This is a genomic window from Roseomonas chloroacetimidivorans (assembly GCF_049629625.1).
In the GTDB taxonomy this organism is placed as follows: domain Bacteria; phylum Pseudomonadota; class Alphaproteobacteria; order Acetobacterales; family Acetobacteraceae; genus Roseomonas; species Roseomonas chloroacetimidivorans.
Window position 1 is genome coordinate 1 of sequence record NZ_JBNBZS010000053.1, and the last position, 15,722, is coordinate 15,722.

The 15,722-nt window shown below is 66.8% G+C and carries 12 protein-coding genes; 7 read left to right on the forward strand and 5 right to left on the reverse strand.

Annotation, left to right across the window (positions count from 1 at the left end):
- On the forward strand, nucleotides 1–492 hold a 492-nt coding region (locus ACO1BU_RS26290; RefSeq protein WP_424138936.1), incomplete at its 5' end, for a DUF2161 family putative PD-(D/E)XK-type phosphodiesterase.
- A gap of 67 nt (nucleotides 493–559) precedes the next feature.
- On the opposite strand, the gene ACO1BU_RS26295 is transcribed toward ACO1BU_RS26290, so the two are convergent.
- A complete protein-coding gene (locus tag ACO1BU_RS26295) occupies nucleotides 560–1,336 on the reverse strand; it encodes an IclR family transcriptional regulator (protein WP_424138937.1) in 777 nt (258 codons plus the stop codon).
- Nucleotides 1,337–1,571: 235 nt separating this feature from the next.
- On the opposite strand from ACO1BU_RS26295, the gene ACO1BU_RS26300 reads away from it, so the two are divergent.
- The 3 genes from ACO1BU_RS26300 to ACO1BU_RS26310 all read left to right on the forward strand — a co-directional run bounded on the left by ACO1BU_RS26300 (nucleotide 1,572) and on the right by ACO1BU_RS26310 (nucleotide 4,748).
- Nucleotides 1,572–2,600: an LLM class flavin-dependent oxidoreductase gene (locus ACO1BU_RS26300; RefSeq protein ID WP_424138938.1), complete on the forward strand. Its 1,029-nt coding sequence runs from the start codon at nucleotides 1,572–1,574 to the stop codon at nucleotides 2,598–2,600.
- Between the two features lie 151 nt (nucleotides 2,601–2,751).
- A complete protein-coding gene (locus tag ACO1BU_RS26305) occupies nucleotides 2,752–3,738 on the forward strand; it encodes a Bug family tripartite tricarboxylate transporter substrate binding protein (protein WP_424138939.1) in 987 nt (328 codons plus the stop codon).
- Nucleotides 3,735–4,748 (forward strand): Bug family tripartite tricarboxylate transporter substrate binding protein, encoded by a 1,014-nt coding sequence (locus ACO1BU_RS26310; protein ID WP_424138940.1) that lies wholly within the window; start codon nucleotides 3,735–3,737, stop codon nucleotides 4,746–4,748. Before ACO1BU_RS26305 ends, ACO1BU_RS26310 begins: the two co-directional genes overlap by 4 nt.
- Nucleotides 4,749–4,794: 46 nt before the next feature.
- Here the strand turns inward: ACO1BU_RS26310 and ACO1BU_RS26315 are convergent, their stop codons facing one another.
- From ACO1BU_RS26315 to ACO1BU_RS26325, 3 genes are read right to left on the reverse strand one after another with little or no spacing between them, the layout of a single operon-like run.
- Entirely contained in the window at nucleotides 4,795–6,045 is a 1,251-nt protein-coding gene (locus tag ACO1BU_RS26315; RefSeq protein WP_424138941.1) for a c-type cytochrome, read from the reverse strand.
- On the reverse strand, nucleotides 6,045–7,811 hold the full coding sequence (locus tag ACO1BU_RS26320; RefSeq protein ID WP_424138942.1) for a GMC family oxidoreductase: 1,767 nt from the start codon (nucleotides 7,809–7,811) through the stop codon (nucleotides 6,045–6,047). The genes ACO1BU_RS26315 and ACO1BU_RS26320 overlap by 1 nt, the downstream gene beginning before the upstream one ends.
- Nucleotides 7,811–8,563: a gluconate 2-dehydrogenase subunit 3 family protein gene (locus tag ACO1BU_RS26325; RefSeq protein ID WP_424138943.1), complete on the reverse strand. Its 753-nt coding sequence runs from the start codon at nucleotides 8,561–8,563 to the stop codon at nucleotides 7,811–7,813. Before ACO1BU_RS26325 ends, ACO1BU_RS26320 begins: the two co-directional genes overlap by 1 nt.
- A 594-nt stretch (nucleotides 8,564–9,157) precedes the next feature.
- Between ACO1BU_RS26325 and ACO1BU_RS26330 the strand changes: the two genes are divergently transcribed.
- The 3 genes from ACO1BU_RS26330 to ACO1BU_RS26340 all read left to right on the forward strand — a co-directional run bounded on the left by ACO1BU_RS26330 (nucleotide 9,158) and on the right by ACO1BU_RS26340 (nucleotide 14,911).
- Nucleotides 9,158–10,315, forward strand: a complete 1,158-nt coding sequence (locus tag ACO1BU_RS26330) for an efflux RND transporter periplasmic adaptor subunit (RefSeq protein WP_424138944.1) — start codon at nucleotides 9,158–9,160, stop codon at nucleotides 10,313–10,315.
- Entirely contained in the window at nucleotides 10,312–13,419 is a 3,108-nt protein-coding gene (locus ACO1BU_RS26335) for an efflux RND transporter permease subunit (protein ID WP_424138945.1), read from the forward strand. The genes ACO1BU_RS26330 and ACO1BU_RS26335 overlap by 4 nt, the downstream gene beginning before the upstream one ends.
- A 487-nt stretch (nucleotides 13,420–13,906) precedes the next feature.
- Nucleotides 13,907–14,911 (forward strand): isopenicillin N synthase family dioxygenase, encoded by a 1,005-nt coding sequence (locus ACO1BU_RS26340; RefSeq protein WP_424138946.1) that lies wholly within the window; start codon nucleotides 13,907–13,909, stop codon nucleotides 14,909–14,911.
- A 56-nt stretch (nucleotides 14,912–14,967) separates the two neighbouring features.
- Here ACO1BU_RS26340 and ACO1BU_RS26345 read toward each other — a convergent pair whose 3' ends face one another.
- Complete coding sequence (locus ACO1BU_RS26345; protein ID WP_424138947.1) at nucleotides 14,968–15,603, reverse strand: hypothetical protein; 636 nt, start codon at nucleotides 15,601–15,603, stop codon at nucleotides 14,968–14,970.
- Nucleotides 15,604–15,722: the final 119 nt, after the last annotated feature.

The following is a 15,722-nucleotide window of genomic DNA, read 5'->3' on the forward strand; positions in this document are numbered from 1 at the left end:
GGGTGGGGGGCCGGTGAGTTGTGGGGGGGGCCCGCCCCCGCCCCCCGGCGCGGACGGGACCAGGATCGGCGCGTCCACAAGCTCTGCCGCATGCTGGGCTTTGGGCTTCTGGCCGTCGATCCTACCCGGCACCGGGTGGAGGTTCTGGCCGAACCGACCCCTTACCGGCCACGCCCTAACCGGGCACGCCGGGCCCTGCTGGTCCGGGAACACGGCCGGCGCAAGGGCGACCCGACCCCGGGAGGGGCGGCGCGCACCCCCATCATGACGGCCTATCGGCAGCAGGCGCTGGCCTGCGCCCAGTCCCTCCGGGACGGCCCGAAGCGGCCGCGCGACCTGGCGGGCTTTGCGCCCGAGGCGGGCAAGATCATGCTACGCAATGTCTATGGTTGGTTCGAGCGCGCCGAACGCGGCGTCTATCGCCTGACCGAGGCAGGCCATGCGGCCCTACGCGGAATCGAGACTACATCCGAGGACCGGCCTGGCGTCTGACTGAATCCGGCGGCGCTTGCTCGCCCTGCCGCCGAGGCGTGGAGAGCGCACGGAAGGCTTGAGCCCGTCAGTTCTTCGGCGCGCCGCCCAGTGCGGCAGTCGCCCGGGCCGCGCATTCCAGCAGCGCCGCCGCATGCGCGCTGCCCGGCTTTGTCTCCAGCGTGGTCTGTGAACCAATCATGCTCAGGGCGAAACGCGGCCGCCCCGTCCAGTCCCAGACCGGTGCGGCGGCGGAGGCATAACCAGTGCCGTTGTCCCGCCGGATGACCACATAGCCGCTCTCCCGCATCTCCCGCCGCGCATCTTCGAGAAACCCGGCTATCGAGAAGCCAGAAGTCGGCCGGGCCTGCTGCTCGCGTTCGATCAGGGGCGTCGTCACCGCCTCCGGCAGGCAGGCCGCGAAGACTTTCCCGGCCGCGGTGAGGAAGATTGAGAGCAGTCCTGTCCGCAGCTCGAAATCAGCCCGGTGGTCGCCTTCCTGCTTGAACAGGCTCATCGGCCCGTCGGCGGTCCAGGCGGTGACGGCAGCGCTGTGCCGGGTCGCATCGCGCAACGCCGCCACCTCCCGCCGCATGATCTCGAAACCGTCCATCTGCTGGATGGCGCTCATCCCCAGCGCCACGGAGGCAGGGCCCAGCTTGTAGTGCCCGGGCTTCTCATCGCTTGCCGCAAGCCCGGTGCGCACCAGGCTCACAAGGTAGTTGTTGGCGGCACTCGGCGTCAGCCCCGCTCGCGCGGCCACCTGCTTCAACGGCAGGGGCCGCGCGCTGGCCTGCAGCGCCGTGAGCAACCGGAAGGCCACCTCGACGGATTGAATTCCACGCCGGGCTTCAGCGACGGCCATCAGTACCGCCCATCAGCGGCGGGGCCGGACAGGCGCGATCGCGTTGACAGGGTGACCATCGCCGCGCATCCTACAATATATAAGCAAGAATTCAATAATATTGTACGACACGTCAGGCCGGAGCGCCCGCAAGCCAATACGGATCCAATCGGCCATGCCGGCCATCGGGACCGCCCTGCGTGGGCTCGTGAGATCCCGGGTCGCACCTGCCCCCTATTCCTTCAGGAGCCGCTCCATGAAATTCGGCATTTTTGACCAGAACGACCGGAGCGGCCTGCCACTGGCGGAGCAGTATGAGCAGCGGCTGAGCATGGCGGAGCTCTACGACGCCACGGGCTTCCACTGCTTCCACATGAGCGAGCACCACACGACGCCGCTGAGCACGACCCCCTCGCAAAGCGTCTTCATCTCCGCGCTGATCCAGCGCACCACACGCCTGCGCTTCTGCCCGCTCGTCTATCTGCTGCCGATCCACCATCCCCTGCGCTTGGCGGAAGAGATCTGCATGCTCGACCATCTGAGCCGTGGCCGTTTCGAGTTCGGCATCGGGCGCGGTGCCTCGCCGCATGAGCTCCAGGCCTTCGGCGTGGATGCGGCAACCGCACCGCAGATGTATGCGGAGGCCTTCGAAATCATCCAGCGCTACTTCTCCTCCGATGCGCTGAACTATCAGGGAAAGTTCTGGCGGTTCGACGATGTGCCAGTGGAGATGCACCCGTATCAGAAGCCGTATCCGCAGGTCTGGTACGCCCTCGCCTCTCCGGACTCCACGGTCTGGCCGGCGCAGCACGACGTGAACATCGTCTGCGGCGGCCCTGTCGCGCGCATCCGCGCCATCAGCGACCGCTACCGCGCGGAGCGCGCCAAGGCCTTCCCCAAGGCCGAGGAGGAGCGCCTGATTGGCGTGAACCGCTACATCCTCGTGGCCGATACGGATCGCGAGGCGCTGGAGTTGGGCCGCGCCACCTGGCCTGTCTTTTATCGCAACTTCATGAAGCTCTGGCACAAGCACGGCACGCAGCCCGTCAATGCAAAGCTTCCGCCCGATTTCGACCAACTTATCGAATCCGGCCATGCGGTCGTCGGCTCGCCGGAGACGGTGCATGACGAACTGGCACGCCAGATCACCGAGGGCGGGCTGAACTACCTGATCGGCAGCTTCAACTTCGGCAACATCGCGCATGCCGATGTGAAGGCCTCGGTGCAGCTCTTCGCGGAGAAGGTGATGCCGTCGCTGCGTAGGCTGAATCCGGTACCCGTGTGAAGCCGCGCGCCCGCTGAAAGCTTTCGTGTCAGCCCTGCCCCTTTCCGGTGGCATATGACATCGCGCGGGCGGGCCAGGACGATAGGTCAGTAGGCATGAGCAGGAAACCCGGCAAAAGACCGGGCCGGCCCGAAGAGGCCAGGAGGAAACGATGAGAAAAGTGACGCGACGGCCGATCCTGACCGCACTCACGGCGATGCTGGTCACCCTGGCGCCCGCCGCCTGGGCGCAGCAGGCCCTTCCACCCGGCCCGGGCCCTGTGCGCATTGTCCTGAACAGCCCGCCGGGAAGCGCGGCCGATGCGGTCGCCCGCGTTCTGGCAGAGCCGCTGGCCGAAATCCTCAGCCAGACGGTGGTGGTTGAGAACGTGCCCGGAGGTGGCGGAATGATCGGCGCGGGCCGCGTGGTCCAGTCGCGCAAGGACGGTACCACCATCCTCTCCACCGTCTCCGGCGCACTGATCGGCCCGATGCTGGACCGCAGCCTGGCCTATGAGATCGGGCGGGACCTCACCCCGGTGTCGCAGATCACAGCAGCCATGGCCGTCTTCGTCGTGCGCCCCTCGGTCGAGGCGAATACGCTGCAAGACTTCGTCGCCCGTGCGAAGGAAAAGCGCGAGCCGCTCTATTTCGGCAATTACGGCTACGGCTCCTCCAGCCATCTCCAGGGCATGCTGCTCGCGAAGCAGACCGGGCTGGAAGCGGAGCCGGTACCCTTCAACGGCACCTCCCAGCTGATTTCGGAGATGCTCGGAGGGCGCCTCTGCTGCGCTTTCATCGATGCTGGATCGGCACGGGAGTTCATCCGCTCCGGGCAGCTTCGCCCGCTCGGCGTCACGGGCCCACGCCGCGCGCCCTACCTGCCGGAGGTGCCCACCCTGACGGAACTCGGCATTCCCAGCTTTGATCCGCAGATCTGGCAGGGCATGTTCCTGCCGGCCGGCACGCCGCCGGCTATCGTGGATGCTGTAGGCCGCGCCCTCGCCGAGGCAACGCGACGGCCCGCTCCGTCCCGCTTCATCCGCGAAATCGGCTACGAGCCGGTCGGCAGCTCGCCCGAGGAATTCGCCGCGATGATCGCGCATGATGCACCGATCTGGCGCCGGATTATCGAGGAAACCGGGGTTCGCATCAAATGAGGCCTCGACACCTCCGACCACTCGCCGATCGTCACTGCACGCCCACGCGCCGCCATGTCCTTGCCGGAATTGCGGCCTCCCTAGCTGCCAGCAGCGCGGCGGCGCGGGCCCCCACCCTGGACCGTCCAGCGCGCATCGTCGTGGGTTATCCGGGCGGTGGCGCCGCGGACATCTTCGCCCGGCTCTATGCCGACCGCCTCGCCGGCACCTATGCGCCCAGCGTCATCGTGGAGAACAAGCCCGGCGCCTCAGCGCGGCTGGCGGTGGAGACGGTGAAATCCGCTGCACCGGACGGCACGACGATCCTTTGCACGCCGGAAAGCGTGCTGACCATCACGCCCCATATCTACCCGAACACCACGCGCTATGACGGGCTGGCAGATTTCGTGCCCGTCTCCGCCATCGCCTCCATTCCCTTCGCCTTTGCCGTTTCCGCCCAGCATCCCGCGCGCACGCTGGAGGAATTCTTCATCTGGGCGGCGCGACAGGGAGATTTTCCCTTCAGCAGTCCCGCGGCCGGCTCCACACCACACCTCCTTGCGGAGTTGATGGCGCGGCAGCGCGGCCTGCAGATGACGCATGTCTCCTATCGTGGAACGGGGGCGGCGCTGATCGATCTGGGCGCGGGCCGGATCATGGCCCTGATGGCCACCCTGGGCGACTTGGTGGAGCATCACCGCGCCGGCAAGCTCCGCATCCTCGCCGTCACCGCGCCACACCGGCTACCGAAGCTTCCGGATGTGCCGGCCTTCGCTGAACTTGGCCTGCCCGATGTCACCGGGGAGACCTGGAACGTCCTCATGCTGCCCGCGCAGACACCGCGCCCGATCGTGAACAGCCTGTACCAGGCGGTGGTCAAGGCGGCACAGGATCCGGCGCTGCGGAACCGCCTAGACCAGATCGAGGCCGCGGCGATCACCTGCACGCCGGAGGAAATGGCGACCCGCCTGGCTGCGGAACATGCGCGTTGGCGGAACATCGTCCGCACGGTCGGCTTCGTCGGCGAATAGAGAAAGCCGTCACTGGGGCTCCCCGGCCCCGGTGACGTGTGCCGGATCAGGGTTGGTCGCTCACCCGCTCCCGCATGCGCCGGGCGTCATCCGCTGTCACGGGTGGCGCGGCATTACCCCAGGCATTGCGGATATAGGTGGTGACCGCGGCAAGTTGCTCGTCATTCAGGCGCCAGCCGAAGGCGGGCATGGCGGGTGCGGTGGGTGCATGCGGCGTATAGGCCGCCCGCACGCCCTGGAGCACCACGCGGAGCACCGTATCGCTGCCCTCCTGCTGCACCACCTGACTGCCGGCGAGGCGCGGGAACATGTTGGGCACGCCCTCTCCGCTCCGCGTATGGCAGGCCATGCAGCGATCGAGATAGATCGCCTCGCCAATCTTCATCCGCTCATCCCCGGCCGCCAGCGGCGTCCGGTTCGTCGCGACCAGTTGTACTGGCGGCTCCTTCAAATAGGTCGCAATGGCTCGCAGATCGGCCTGGGACATCAGGGAGGTGGAGTATTGCACCACCTCCGCCATGGGACCGGAAGCGGCGCTGCGGGCGTTGCGGCCGGTCTGGAGATACTGGACGATCTCCTCCGCGCTCCAGGCGCCGAGGCCGGTGCGCTCGTCGCCGGTCAGGTTCGTAGCGAACCAGCCCTGGAGCGGGCCGCCGGAAAAGCGCTGGCTGTCACGATCACCGCCCAGCATGTTCTTCGGGGTGTGGCAGGCGCCGCAATGCCCGAGCCCCTCGACAAGATAAGCGCCGCGGTTCCACTCGGGCGAGCGGGCCGGATCGGCGCGGAACTCACCCGGCTCGAAGAAGAGCATGTTCCAGCCGAGCATCGCCGCACGGATATTGTAGGGAAAGGGCAGCGTGTTGCGGTCCACCTCGTTGTGCACCGGGTCAAGCGTGCGAAGATAGGCGAAGATCGCGTCCGAATCCTCGCGGGTGGTGCGGGTGAAATAGGTATAGGGGAAGGCCGGGTAGAGCCGTGCCCCGTCCGGCCGGACTCCCTCATGCATGGCGCGGTAGAACTGGTCCGCGTTCCACTTGCCGATCCCGGTCTCCACATCCGGCGTGATGTTGGGCGCGACAATCTGGCCGAAGGGCGTCTCGATCGGGCGCCCGCCGATGAAGCCGGCCGATCCCTGCACCTGCCCGCGCGGGGACATGTGGCAGGCCGCGCAGTCGCCGACCGTGACCAGATAGCGCCCGCGCTCTACCTGGTCGAAATTGTCGGGTGCCGCGCTCAGCGGCGTGATGCCGAGGAAGGCCGAGAGGCCGGCCGCGGCGGCGAAGAGACGCGCGCGCATCAGGCCTGCACCAACGGCTGGCCGGGGTTCTTCAGGTATTTGTTCTTGATGGCCTCTGCCGCATGGAAAGTCAGCGCCCCCACAGTGCCTGTCGGGTTATAACCGGCATTCTGCGGGAAGGCCGATGCACCGAGCACGAAGACATTGGGCACATCCCAGCTCTGCAGGAACTTGTTGACCGCACTGGAGCGCGGGTTATCGCCCATGATCGCGCCGCCCGTGTTGTGGGTGGTCTGGTAGGGAACCACGTTCCATGGCCCCTTTTTCGGATTGGCGGTGATCTGCTTCGCGCCCATGGCCCGCATGATCGGCACCATCTTCTCGGTGACGTAGGCCGACATGCGCTCCTCATTCGGCTTGAAGTCGAAGGTCATGCGGAGAAGCGGACGGCCGAGGCGGTCCTTATAGGTGGGATCGAGGTCCAGATAGCAGTCGCGGTACGACATATTGCTGCCCTGGCTGCCGACATTCGTCGCGGTCAGGTAGTTGTCGCGCGTTGCCTTCTTCCAGGCGCTGCCCCAGCGCGGCGTACCCGGCGGAACCGGACGGGCCGAGATGGGGCGCGCGTGGAAGGTGGTGCAGTTGATATTGGCGCCACCGACGAAGTTCAGGCCGGTATGGTCGAAGACGTCGCCGTTGTAATCGTCGCAGGTCATGCCCAGCGAGCCGGCCCCGGCCCAGCTGTTGAAGAGCTGGTTGTCGAAGAAGCCGTTCACGGAAGAGTTCGCCTGGTAGGCGTAGTTCTTGCCGACCACACCCTGCCCCGTATTCGGGTCATAGGGCTGCCCGATGCCGGAATAGAGCATCATCCGGACATTCCAGAGTTGGTAGGCCGCGAGGATCACCAGATCCGCCGGCTGCTCCCACTCCTCGCCCTGCGCGTCGACATAGACCACGCCCGTGGCGCTCTTGCCGTCCGGGCTCAGGAGCACCTTCACCACCTCGCACTCGGTACGTGCCTCGAAACCGGGATGGCGCATCAGCACAGGCAGGATGGTCGTCTGCGGGCTGGATTTTGAGTAGTTGGCGCAGCCGAAGCGTTCACAGAAGCCACAATAGGTGCAGGGCCCCAGGGTAACGCCAAGCGGGTTCGTATAGGACTGGGACATATTGGCCGAGGGCAAGGGGAAGGGATGCATTCCGGCCTCGGTCGCGGCACGCGTGAACAGGTTCTGCGCGTGCTGCATCTTCAGGGGTGGCGTTGGATAGCCACGCTGGCGCCAACCTTCGAAGGGATTCCCGCCGGGCTGGATCTGCCCGTTGACATTGCCCGCCTGGCCCGAGATGCCGCAGAGATACTCGAAGCGGTCGTAATAAGGCTCCAGCTCGTCATAGCTGATGCCCCAGTCCTGGATCATGTGGTTCTCGGGGAAGATCCCCTCGCCGTAGCGCTCCTTGTAGTGGCTGTAGATGTTGAAGTCGCTCGGCAGGAAGCGCCAGGTGTGGCCGTTCCAGTGGACACCGGCGCCGCCCACGCCGTTGCCGGGCAGGAAGCTGCCCCAGCGGCGGATCGGCAGTGCCTCCTGATCCAGGCGGTTGCGCGCCGTCACCGTATCCTGGGACGGACGCACGAAAAGGTCGTTGCGGATCCCATAGCGCAGCTCGTCCGGGGCGGTGCCGATGTTGAAATCGGTGGCGGTGTCACGCCACGGGCCGCGCTCGATCGCGACAACCTGCAGCCCGGCCTGGGTCAGCTCATGGCCCATGATCGCCCCGGTCCAGCCAAGGCCAACGATCACGGCATCCTTTCTGGGGAGACGGCGCATCAGCGGCTTACTCCAGCCTGGTTCCACTCGGGTCGTCCGATCAGGCTGACGGGCGGCAGGGTGTAGCGCGTGTTGGGGTTCGCGAGGACGTCGCGATAGTCATAGCGTGTGCCGGGAAAGCCGATGAGCCTCCACCCCGCCATGTCGCGGTTCCCGCCATAGATCGGGTCGGCGAAGAAGCCTTCCATCGTGTTGTTGAAGATCAGGTCGAAAATCTCGTGGCCGTTGAAGTCCGGGGTTTTCACCTGTCCCTTTTCGAGGGAAGTCAGCAGCCCATCGAGTTCCTCTCCCGAGAGCTGCGGAATCTTCCGGCCTCCGAAGTTCTGGGCGACATGGGCGGCGAGGCCCGCCAGGCCCTTGCGGTAAGCCTGCGCCGGGGTGAGCGGCGACTGGAAGCCTTGGGTCGGCAGCGGGTTCGGCGAGAACGGCCCCTGCATATAGACACCATCCGCACGGCCATAGGGACCGGCCAGCTGGCGGTCGATGAACACAGCGCACCCCGCATCCTTGCCGCCGGGGCCCAGTTCATCTTTCGGAATCAGGCGATCAACGATGGCCTCGATCGCGGCGCCTTCCTCGGCGGTGAAAAAGAGCCAAGGTCCGGGGCCGACGTGATCAACGGGTGGATAAACCTCGTTGGTGGACCAGGGATATTCTTCCTTGATGGTCCGGGCCGACGCGGTGGCCACAAGGCCGATCATCGCCGTGCTCGCGGAAAGCAGGCTTCGTCGGGTCAGACGCCCAATCATCATCAATCACCTCAGCGCGGGTGGCGCCGCAGTACGGCTCCGCAGAACACACAGTCCCAAGGAACGGGGCCCGCAAGGCGCTGGGGATTGCTATTGGTTAATGCGACGCGCCTTCAGGGCATGCATCGTTCAAATTGCGTGGAAAAATCGAGGGTTCCACGCGGATTCACGAATATGTGCCACCGTCGCGACTGCGTCTCATAGTCGCATATTCCGGGGCCTTACTGTTGCTTTGCACTTGATCACGGCACGACTCGTCTCACGGTTGAATAGCGCCGCCAGCTCGTTCCAGCAGCACGACATATCTCGGTTGAGCTCCGGCCATCGCGGGGACCGAAAGACGCGCCGGCAACGGCACCCCTCCAGCCCGGGGCCGCTGAACGCCGACGCGATGCATTCTCCATCTGCTTGGCAGCAGCAACACCGGGGAATCCGGCACGCCAGAAACGATGAAGGCGTGTTAACCAGCCGTTCAGCGAGCCCGGGCGAGGCCTGAGGGGTGACGCAGCGTGCCCCAATGGGACATGCCAGACAGAACCCTTTCGGTTCCCTCACGAAAGGGCGACAATAGCCCGCCCCCCCTGCCGGGATTCCGATATGCGCCTGATTTCTGCCGCTCTCTCGCTTGCACTCCTCGTCGCCACTGCGTCCCAGGCCCAGGAGGCCGCCGGCCCAGCCATCTCCGTTGCCGTCGCCCCGGCCACCATCGGGCCGGTGCCAGTCGAGGTGACCGCGAACGGCAATGCTCAGGCGGTTTCCATCATTTCCGTCCGCTCCCGCGTGGATGGCCAGATCGAGCAGGTGCATGTCGAAGAGGGCCGGATGGTCCGGGCCGGCGACCTGCTCTTCACCCTGGATTCCCGCACGAGCCAGGCCCTGCTTGCGCAGCAGGAGGCTATCCTGGCCCGCGACCGGGCCCAGTTGGAGCGCGCCCAGTCCGACGCGCGGCGCTATGCCTCCCTCCGCTCGGACGCCTATGCCTCAGCGCAGCGGGCGGAGCAGGCCCAGGCCGATGCCACGGCCCTGGCAGCGACGGTGCGGGCGGATGAGGCAGCGGTGGCCCAGACGCGCCTCAGCGTGGAATTCGCGACCATCCGGGCCGAGGGGAATGGCCGCCTCGGCTCCCTGCCCTACAAGGCCGGCAATTTTGTCCGGGCGTCCGAGGGAACGGTGCTGGCCACCATTACCCAAACCGACCCGATCCAGGTCGTATTTTCCGTGCCGGAACGCTGGCTGGCCGAACTGCGTGCCGCCCGCACCCGCGGCGAAACCGCCCGCGTACGCGTCCATGCTCCCGGAGACCCGGCCGGTCCCGTGGAAGGCGAACTGGTCTTCGTGGACACCTCCGTCGATACGGCCACCGGCACCATTCAGCTCAAGGCCCGCTTCGCCAATGCCGAGCGACGCCTCTGGCCCGGCCAGTACCTCGAAGTGGTGATGATCCCCCGGGTGGACCCACAGGCCACCTCCGTCCCGGTCGCCGCGGTCCGGACAGGGCAGGACGGGAACTTCCTTTTCGCCGTGACGCCCGAGGGCACGGCCCGCCGGGTGCCCGTGCGCGTGCAGCGCTACGCCTCCGGCCGAGCGGTGGTCGAAGGGCAGCTCGCCGATGGCGATCGCGTGGTGACAGAGGGGGCGGAGCGCCTGCGCGATGGCACCCGCGTGGCGGTGCGGGAACCCGCCGCGACGCCGTCCGCCTCCCGGCCCCAACCCGGTGCACAGCGGGCCGGGGCCCAGCAGGCGAACGCCCGATGAATCTTTCCGCCGTCTTCATCCGCCGCCCGGTGATGACCGGGCTGCTCTCCGCCGCCATCGTGCTGGCGGGAATCATGGGCTACCTCTCCATGCCCGTGGCCGCCGTACCGCGGGTGGATTTCCCGGTCATCACCGTCAGCGCCCAGCTTCCCGGCGCCAGCCCGGAGACCATGGCCACCTCCGTCGCCCTGCCGATGGAACGTGAATTCTCCACCATCACGGGCATCGACCAGATCTCGTCCACATCCGGTCAGGGCACGACGCAGATCACCCTGCAATTCGTGCTGAACCGCAATATCGACGCGGCGGCGCAGGACGTGCAGGCGGCCCTCACCCGAGCCCAGCGCCGCCTGCCGATTGAGATGACGACACCGCCCTCCTACCGGAAGGCGAACCCCGCCGATGCGCCGGTGGTACTGCTCACCCTTTCGGGCGGGGATGTGCCGCTCTACCAACTCAACGACATTGCCTCGACCCTCGTCTCTCCCGCCCTTTCCCGCGTGCCGGGTGTCGCTCAGGTCGTGACATATGGCGAGCAGCTCTTCTCCGTCCGCGTGCGGATGCGGGCGGACCGGTTGGCCTCGATGGGGCTGACGCTGGACCAGGTGGGCAGTGCGGTGGCCACCGCCAATTCCAACACACCGGTCGGAACGCTGTCCGGCCAGCGGCAGCAGCTCGTGCTGCGCGCGAACGACCAGCCGCCGGATGCCGAGGCCTTTGGCCGGCTTGTAATCGCCGGGCGCCCGGGTGCGCCGGTACGGCTTTCGGATGTCGCCGATGTGGCGAATGGCGTGCAGAACGACCGGGTCGCTTCCTACCGCAACGGGGTACGGGGCCTGACGCTCGCCGTGCAGCGCCAGCCCGATGCGAACACGGTGGAGGTGGTGGATGGAGTGATCGACGCCCTGCCCACCCTGCGCGCTGCGCTGCCCCCCGGGGCCACGATCGACGTGTCGTTGGACCGCTCACTCTCCATCCGCGCTGCCGTGCATGACGTGCAGGAAAGCCTTGTCATCGCCATCGGGCTGGTGGTGCTGGTCGTGTGGCTGTTCCTGCGCCGTTTTCTGGCGACGCTGATCCCGATGGTCGCGGTGCCCATCTCGCTCTGCGGCACCTTCGGTCTGATGTATCTGCTGGGCTATGGCATCGACAACGTGACGCTGCTGGGCCTGACTCTCGCGGTCGGGCTGGTGGTGGACGATGCCATCGTGATGCTGGAAGCGATCATCCGGCATATTGAGGAGGGGATGAACCCCTTCGAGGCGGCGCTGAAGGGCTCGCGCGAGATCGGCTTCACCATCATATCGATCACCCTCTCCCTCACCGCTGTCTTCCTGCCAATCCTGCTGATGGGCGGCGTTGTGGGGCGCGTGTTCAACGCCTTCGCAGCCACGGTTTCCCTCGCTGTGGCGGTCTCCTGCTTCGTCTCGCTCACCCTCACCCCGCTGATGGCCTCCTGGCTGCCGGCCCATGCCAAGCCGGGCCGGGTGGATGCCTTCCTGGAGGGCGGGTTCAGGGCGGTGGAGCGGGCCTATGCCCGGGGGCTGAACCTCGCACTGCGCTTCCGGCTGGTGGTCTGGGCGATCTTCTTCGCCTCCCTCGTCGTCGCCGGCTGGCTGGCCATGGCCATGCCCAAGGGCTTCTTCCCAATCGAGGATACCGGCCTGGTCAGTGTTTCGACCGAAGGGCCGCGCGACGCCTCCTACAACGCAATGACGGAGCTGCAGGGGGAGGTCGCGCGCATCCTCCTGGCGAATCCCAACGTCAAGGCCCTCACCTCCAATATCGGCGCAGTGGGCCAGAGCCTCTCGATCAATCAGGGGCGCATGTTCATGGAGCTGAAGCCGCGGAACGAGCGTCCGGCGGTGCAGGAGGTGATCCAGCAGCTCCGCCGGGAGGTGGCCCAGGTGCCGGGCATGCAGGTCTTCCTGCAGCCGATCCAGAACCTGAACTTCGGCGCGCGGACCTCCCGCACCCTCTACATCTACACCCTCCAGGGGCTGGAGACCGGGCCGCTCTACGACTTCGCGCAGCGCCTCGCGATGCTGCTGCGAAACAGCCCGCTGTTGCAGGACGTGAACACCGATCTTCAGCTCGATGCCCCCGTGGTGTCGGTGCAGGTGGATCGGGACCGCGCTGCGGCGCTGGGCGTCACGGTGGATCAGGTGCGGCAGGCGCTCTATTCCGCCTTCGGCGCACGGCAGATCTCCACCATCTATGCCCAGGCAAATGCCTATCCGGTGATCGTGGAAGCGCTGCCGGAAGATCAGCGGGACGAGACGGGGCTGCAGAAGCTCTATCTCCGCGCCTCCACCGGACGGCTGGTGCCGCTGAGTGCGCTGGCGACGATCCAGCGAGGCACCGGCCCGCTGACGGTCGGGCACCAGGGCCAGCTTCCGGCGGTGACCATCGGCTTCAACCTGCCCCCAGGCGTGGCGCTGGGCGACGCGACGGAGGCGATCAAGGCGGCCGAGCAGGAGCTGCAGCCCCCACCGGGCGTGATCGGGGCCTTCTCCGGCACCGCACAGGTGTTCCAGCAGGCACTGGCGGGCCAGGGCGCGCTGATCCTGGCGGCCGTGCTGGTGATGTATGTGGTGCTGGGCGTCCTCTATGAGAGCCTGGTCCATCCGCTGACCATTCTTTCTGGCCTGCCGGCAGCGGCACTGGGCGCGCTGGCCACGCTGTGGCTGTTCAGGATGGACCTCTCAGTCATCGCGGTAATCGGCGTGTTGCTGCTGATCGGTCTGGTGAAGAAGAACGCCATCATGATCGTGGACGTGGCATTGAACCGCCAACGTGAAGGTGCCGATCCGCTCTCGGCGGTGCGCGATGCCTGCCTGCTGCGCTTCCGCCCGATCCTGATGACCACCCTGGCCGCTGCCGCTGGCGCGGTGCCGATCGCCGCGGGCTGGGGCGCCGCCGCCGAGTTGCGGCAACCGCTGGGCCTGGCGGTGGTGGGCGGGCTCGCAGTCAGCCAGGTGCTGACTCTGTTCATCACGCCCGTCCTCTATCTCGGCTTCGACGCGCTGGAGCGCGGGGTGGGGCGCCTGCGCCGCCGTGGGCGGGGCGTGCCGCACGGAATCCACGCGGCGCCGGCGGAATAGGCAGCCGATGCCGCGCATCCGGTCAGGCTGGATGCGCGGCCGCGCTCACTTGCATACCCCGCAATTTTCCTTGCGGATTGCCGCGAGGCCCGATTAAGAAAGCGGCGCGAGTAGAAGCGGTCAGGATCCCTGCGATCCGGGACATTGCTCAGGTGCTTGACCTGGCAGAGGCGTCCCATGCCGACGAATGACAGCTCGCCCATCATCCAGAACGAGATCTGGCCAACTGGCACCGGTGTTGCTTGCATTATGGCACGGGCGCGTTGCGCCTCGCCCGGTGATGCACAGACCAGGCCTCGGTCACAGCCGAAGTTGCGTCTGCCCGCCCCCTGACACGCGGCTGCGCATGGCCGCCAGCGATCGCCCTCGCCTGTGCCGGCGGACGGGCGGAACCCAGGAGTAGAAGCGGTCAACCGCCCACAGGGCGCTGGACATTGCTCCCTAACCAGAAGCCGGCAGCGCCGCTTCCATGAACCAGGAGAGTGAGATGACAGCCATGCAGCAGACTTACGGCCTTGAGGAACTGAACAAGGAAACCAGGTTCGGCGGCTTGGGCACCACCAAAGCCCGCAAGGTTCCCCAGATTGATATGAGCCGTTTCGAGGTCCGCAAGGCCGAGATCGCCGATCAGCTCTGGGCCGCCGCCACCGATACCGGCTTCTTCCAGCTGACGAACCACGGCATCCCGCAGGAACAGATCGACGAGGCCTTCGACATGGCCGCCCGCTTCTTCGGCCTGCCCCACGAGACCAAGGCCCAGTATCCTATGCGCAAGGGCACGAACTGGGGCTGGGAGTTCAAGGAGCAGGTGCGCCCTTCCACCGGCACGGCGGACAACAAGGAGTCCTTCCAGATCACCGTGCCCCGCATGCACGGCCTCTGGCCGAAGGGCGAGGAGTTGCCGGGCTTCAAGGCGATCATGCTGGCCTTCGAGCGCGCCAATTGGGCGCTGGGCATGAAGGTGCTGTCCTGCTTCGCGATGAAGCTCGGCTTTCCCGCTGACTTCTTCACCGAGGCGCATGACCCGACCTCGCCCGAGTATCAGAGCACGCTGCGCATGATCCATTACCTGCCGATGGAGAACGCGAAGCCCGAAGATTTCACGGGCTGGCGCGCGGGTGCGCACACTGACTATGACTGCCTGACGCTGCTGCACCAGCGCACCGGCCAGGGCGGGCTGCAGCTCTGCCCGGGCAAGGAGGGGGAGAATGGCGAGCTGGCCTGGACCGATGTCGAGCCGCTGCCAGGCGTCATCACCTGCAATATCGGCGACATGCTGATGCGCTGGAGCGACGACCAGCTTCAGTCCACCCTGCACCGAGTCCGGATGCCGCGCGCCGATGAATATCTCGGCCCGCGCTACTCCCTGCCCTTCTTCTGCCAGGCCAACAGGAATGCGGTGATCACCAGCCCTTCCGGCAAATACGCGCCGATCACGGCGCATGACTACCTGCAGCAGCGCATCGCGGCGAATTTCGCCAAGCAGAAATGAGAAAGGGGCCTGGGGAGGTATCCTCCTCAGGCCCCTTTCTCTCCAGCTTTATCCAATCAGCTACGGCAGGCCGGATTCCGCACAGTCGCTTTGGCAGCGTGCGCCACGCCCCGTGCTGCCACCGGCGCGGCGCAAATGCTGGCCACGGGTGCGCGCGTTCCGCTCACCAGGGTCCTGCCCCGGCCGACAGGTTCCGGAAGGCGCAACACCCGGTGCGGATCCGCCGTCACCGCCGCCTGACGGACCGGCATTGCCGGCCGCGCCACGCGCGCCGGCTGGGCAGCCGCCAGCTTCGGCGCGACGGCTCGCGGCACCCGCCGCGGCTCTGCGGCAGCGTGCGGCTTGGCCGGGGGTGGCGTGCGCGCCGTGCTGGCGGCAGGTGCGGCCCGCTGAGGACTCGGCGCTACGGTGGTCTGCTGGAAATGGGGCTGGATTTCCTCCGCCACATATTTCGGCACGTTCGGCGTCCGGATCACCTCACGATAGATGTCCAGCGGCACGTTCGAGAACTCCTCGCCTCTGCCGTTACGCAGCCCCATGCGCAGCGTCCCGGGCCCGGGCGGATCGCCGCACCAGCGCGCGAAGGAGAAGGTGGAGGAGGTCAGTGTCGAGGTACTGCAGGTCTCCGCGCTCGCGACCGAGACGGACCCGACGAGAAGAAGGGCCCCAACCAGGAGACGGGGGAGGAACATGCGGCATGGCCCCACAGAGAAGGCCGGCAGACATATCCCGGAAGGCCGGGCCGGAAAAGGCGGCGCCAGGTGCCTGGCTGCTCCAAGCCCATGAGAAACTTTCCCGGCCTGTGGGATGG

Bases quoted from the DNA above. Each gene is read 5' to 3' on its own strand.
- ACO1BU_RS26295 (WP_424138937.1), bottom strand. From the start codon at position 1,336: ATGGCCGTCGCTGAAGCCCGGCGTGGAATTCAATCCGTCGAGGTGGCC.
- ACO1BU_RS26300 (WP_424138938.1), top strand. From the start codon at position 1,572: ATGAAATTCGGCATTTTTGACCAGAACGACCGGAGCGGCCTGCCACTG.
- ACO1BU_RS26305 (WP_424138939.1), top strand. From the start codon at position 2,752: ATGAGAAAAGTGACGCGACGGCCGATCCTGACCGCACTCACGGCGATG.
- ACO1BU_RS26310 (WP_424138940.1), top strand. From the start codon at position 3,735: ATGAGGCCTCGACACCTCCGACCACTCGCCGATCGTCACTGCACGCCC.
- ACO1BU_RS26315 (WP_424138941.1), bottom strand. From the start codon at position 6,045: ATGCGCGCGCGTCTCTTCGCCGCCGCGGCCGGCCTCTCGGCCTTCCTC.
- ACO1BU_RS26320 (WP_424138942.1), bottom strand. From the start codon at position 7,811: ATGCGCCGTCTCCCCAGAAAGGATGCCGTGATCGTTGGCCTTGGCTGG.
- ACO1BU_RS26325 (WP_424138943.1), bottom strand. From the start codon at position 8,563: ATGATGATTGGGCGTCTGACCCGACGAAGCCTGCTTTCCGCGAGCACG.
- ACO1BU_RS26330 (WP_424138944.1), top strand. From the start codon at position 9,158: ATGCGCCTGATTTCTGCCGCTCTCTCGCTTGCACTCCTCGTCGCCACT.
- ACO1BU_RS26335 (WP_424138945.1), top strand. From the start codon at position 10,312: ATGAATCTTTCCGCCGTCTTCATCCGCCGCCCGGTGATGACCGGGCTG.
- ACO1BU_RS26340 (WP_424138946.1), top strand. From the start codon at position 13,907: ATGACAGCCATGCAGCAGACTTACGGCCTTGAGGAACTGAACAAGGAA.
- ACO1BU_RS26345 (WP_424138947.1), bottom strand. From the start codon at position 15,603: ATGTTCCTCCCCCGTCTCCTGGTTGGGGCCCTTCTTCTCGTCGGGTCC.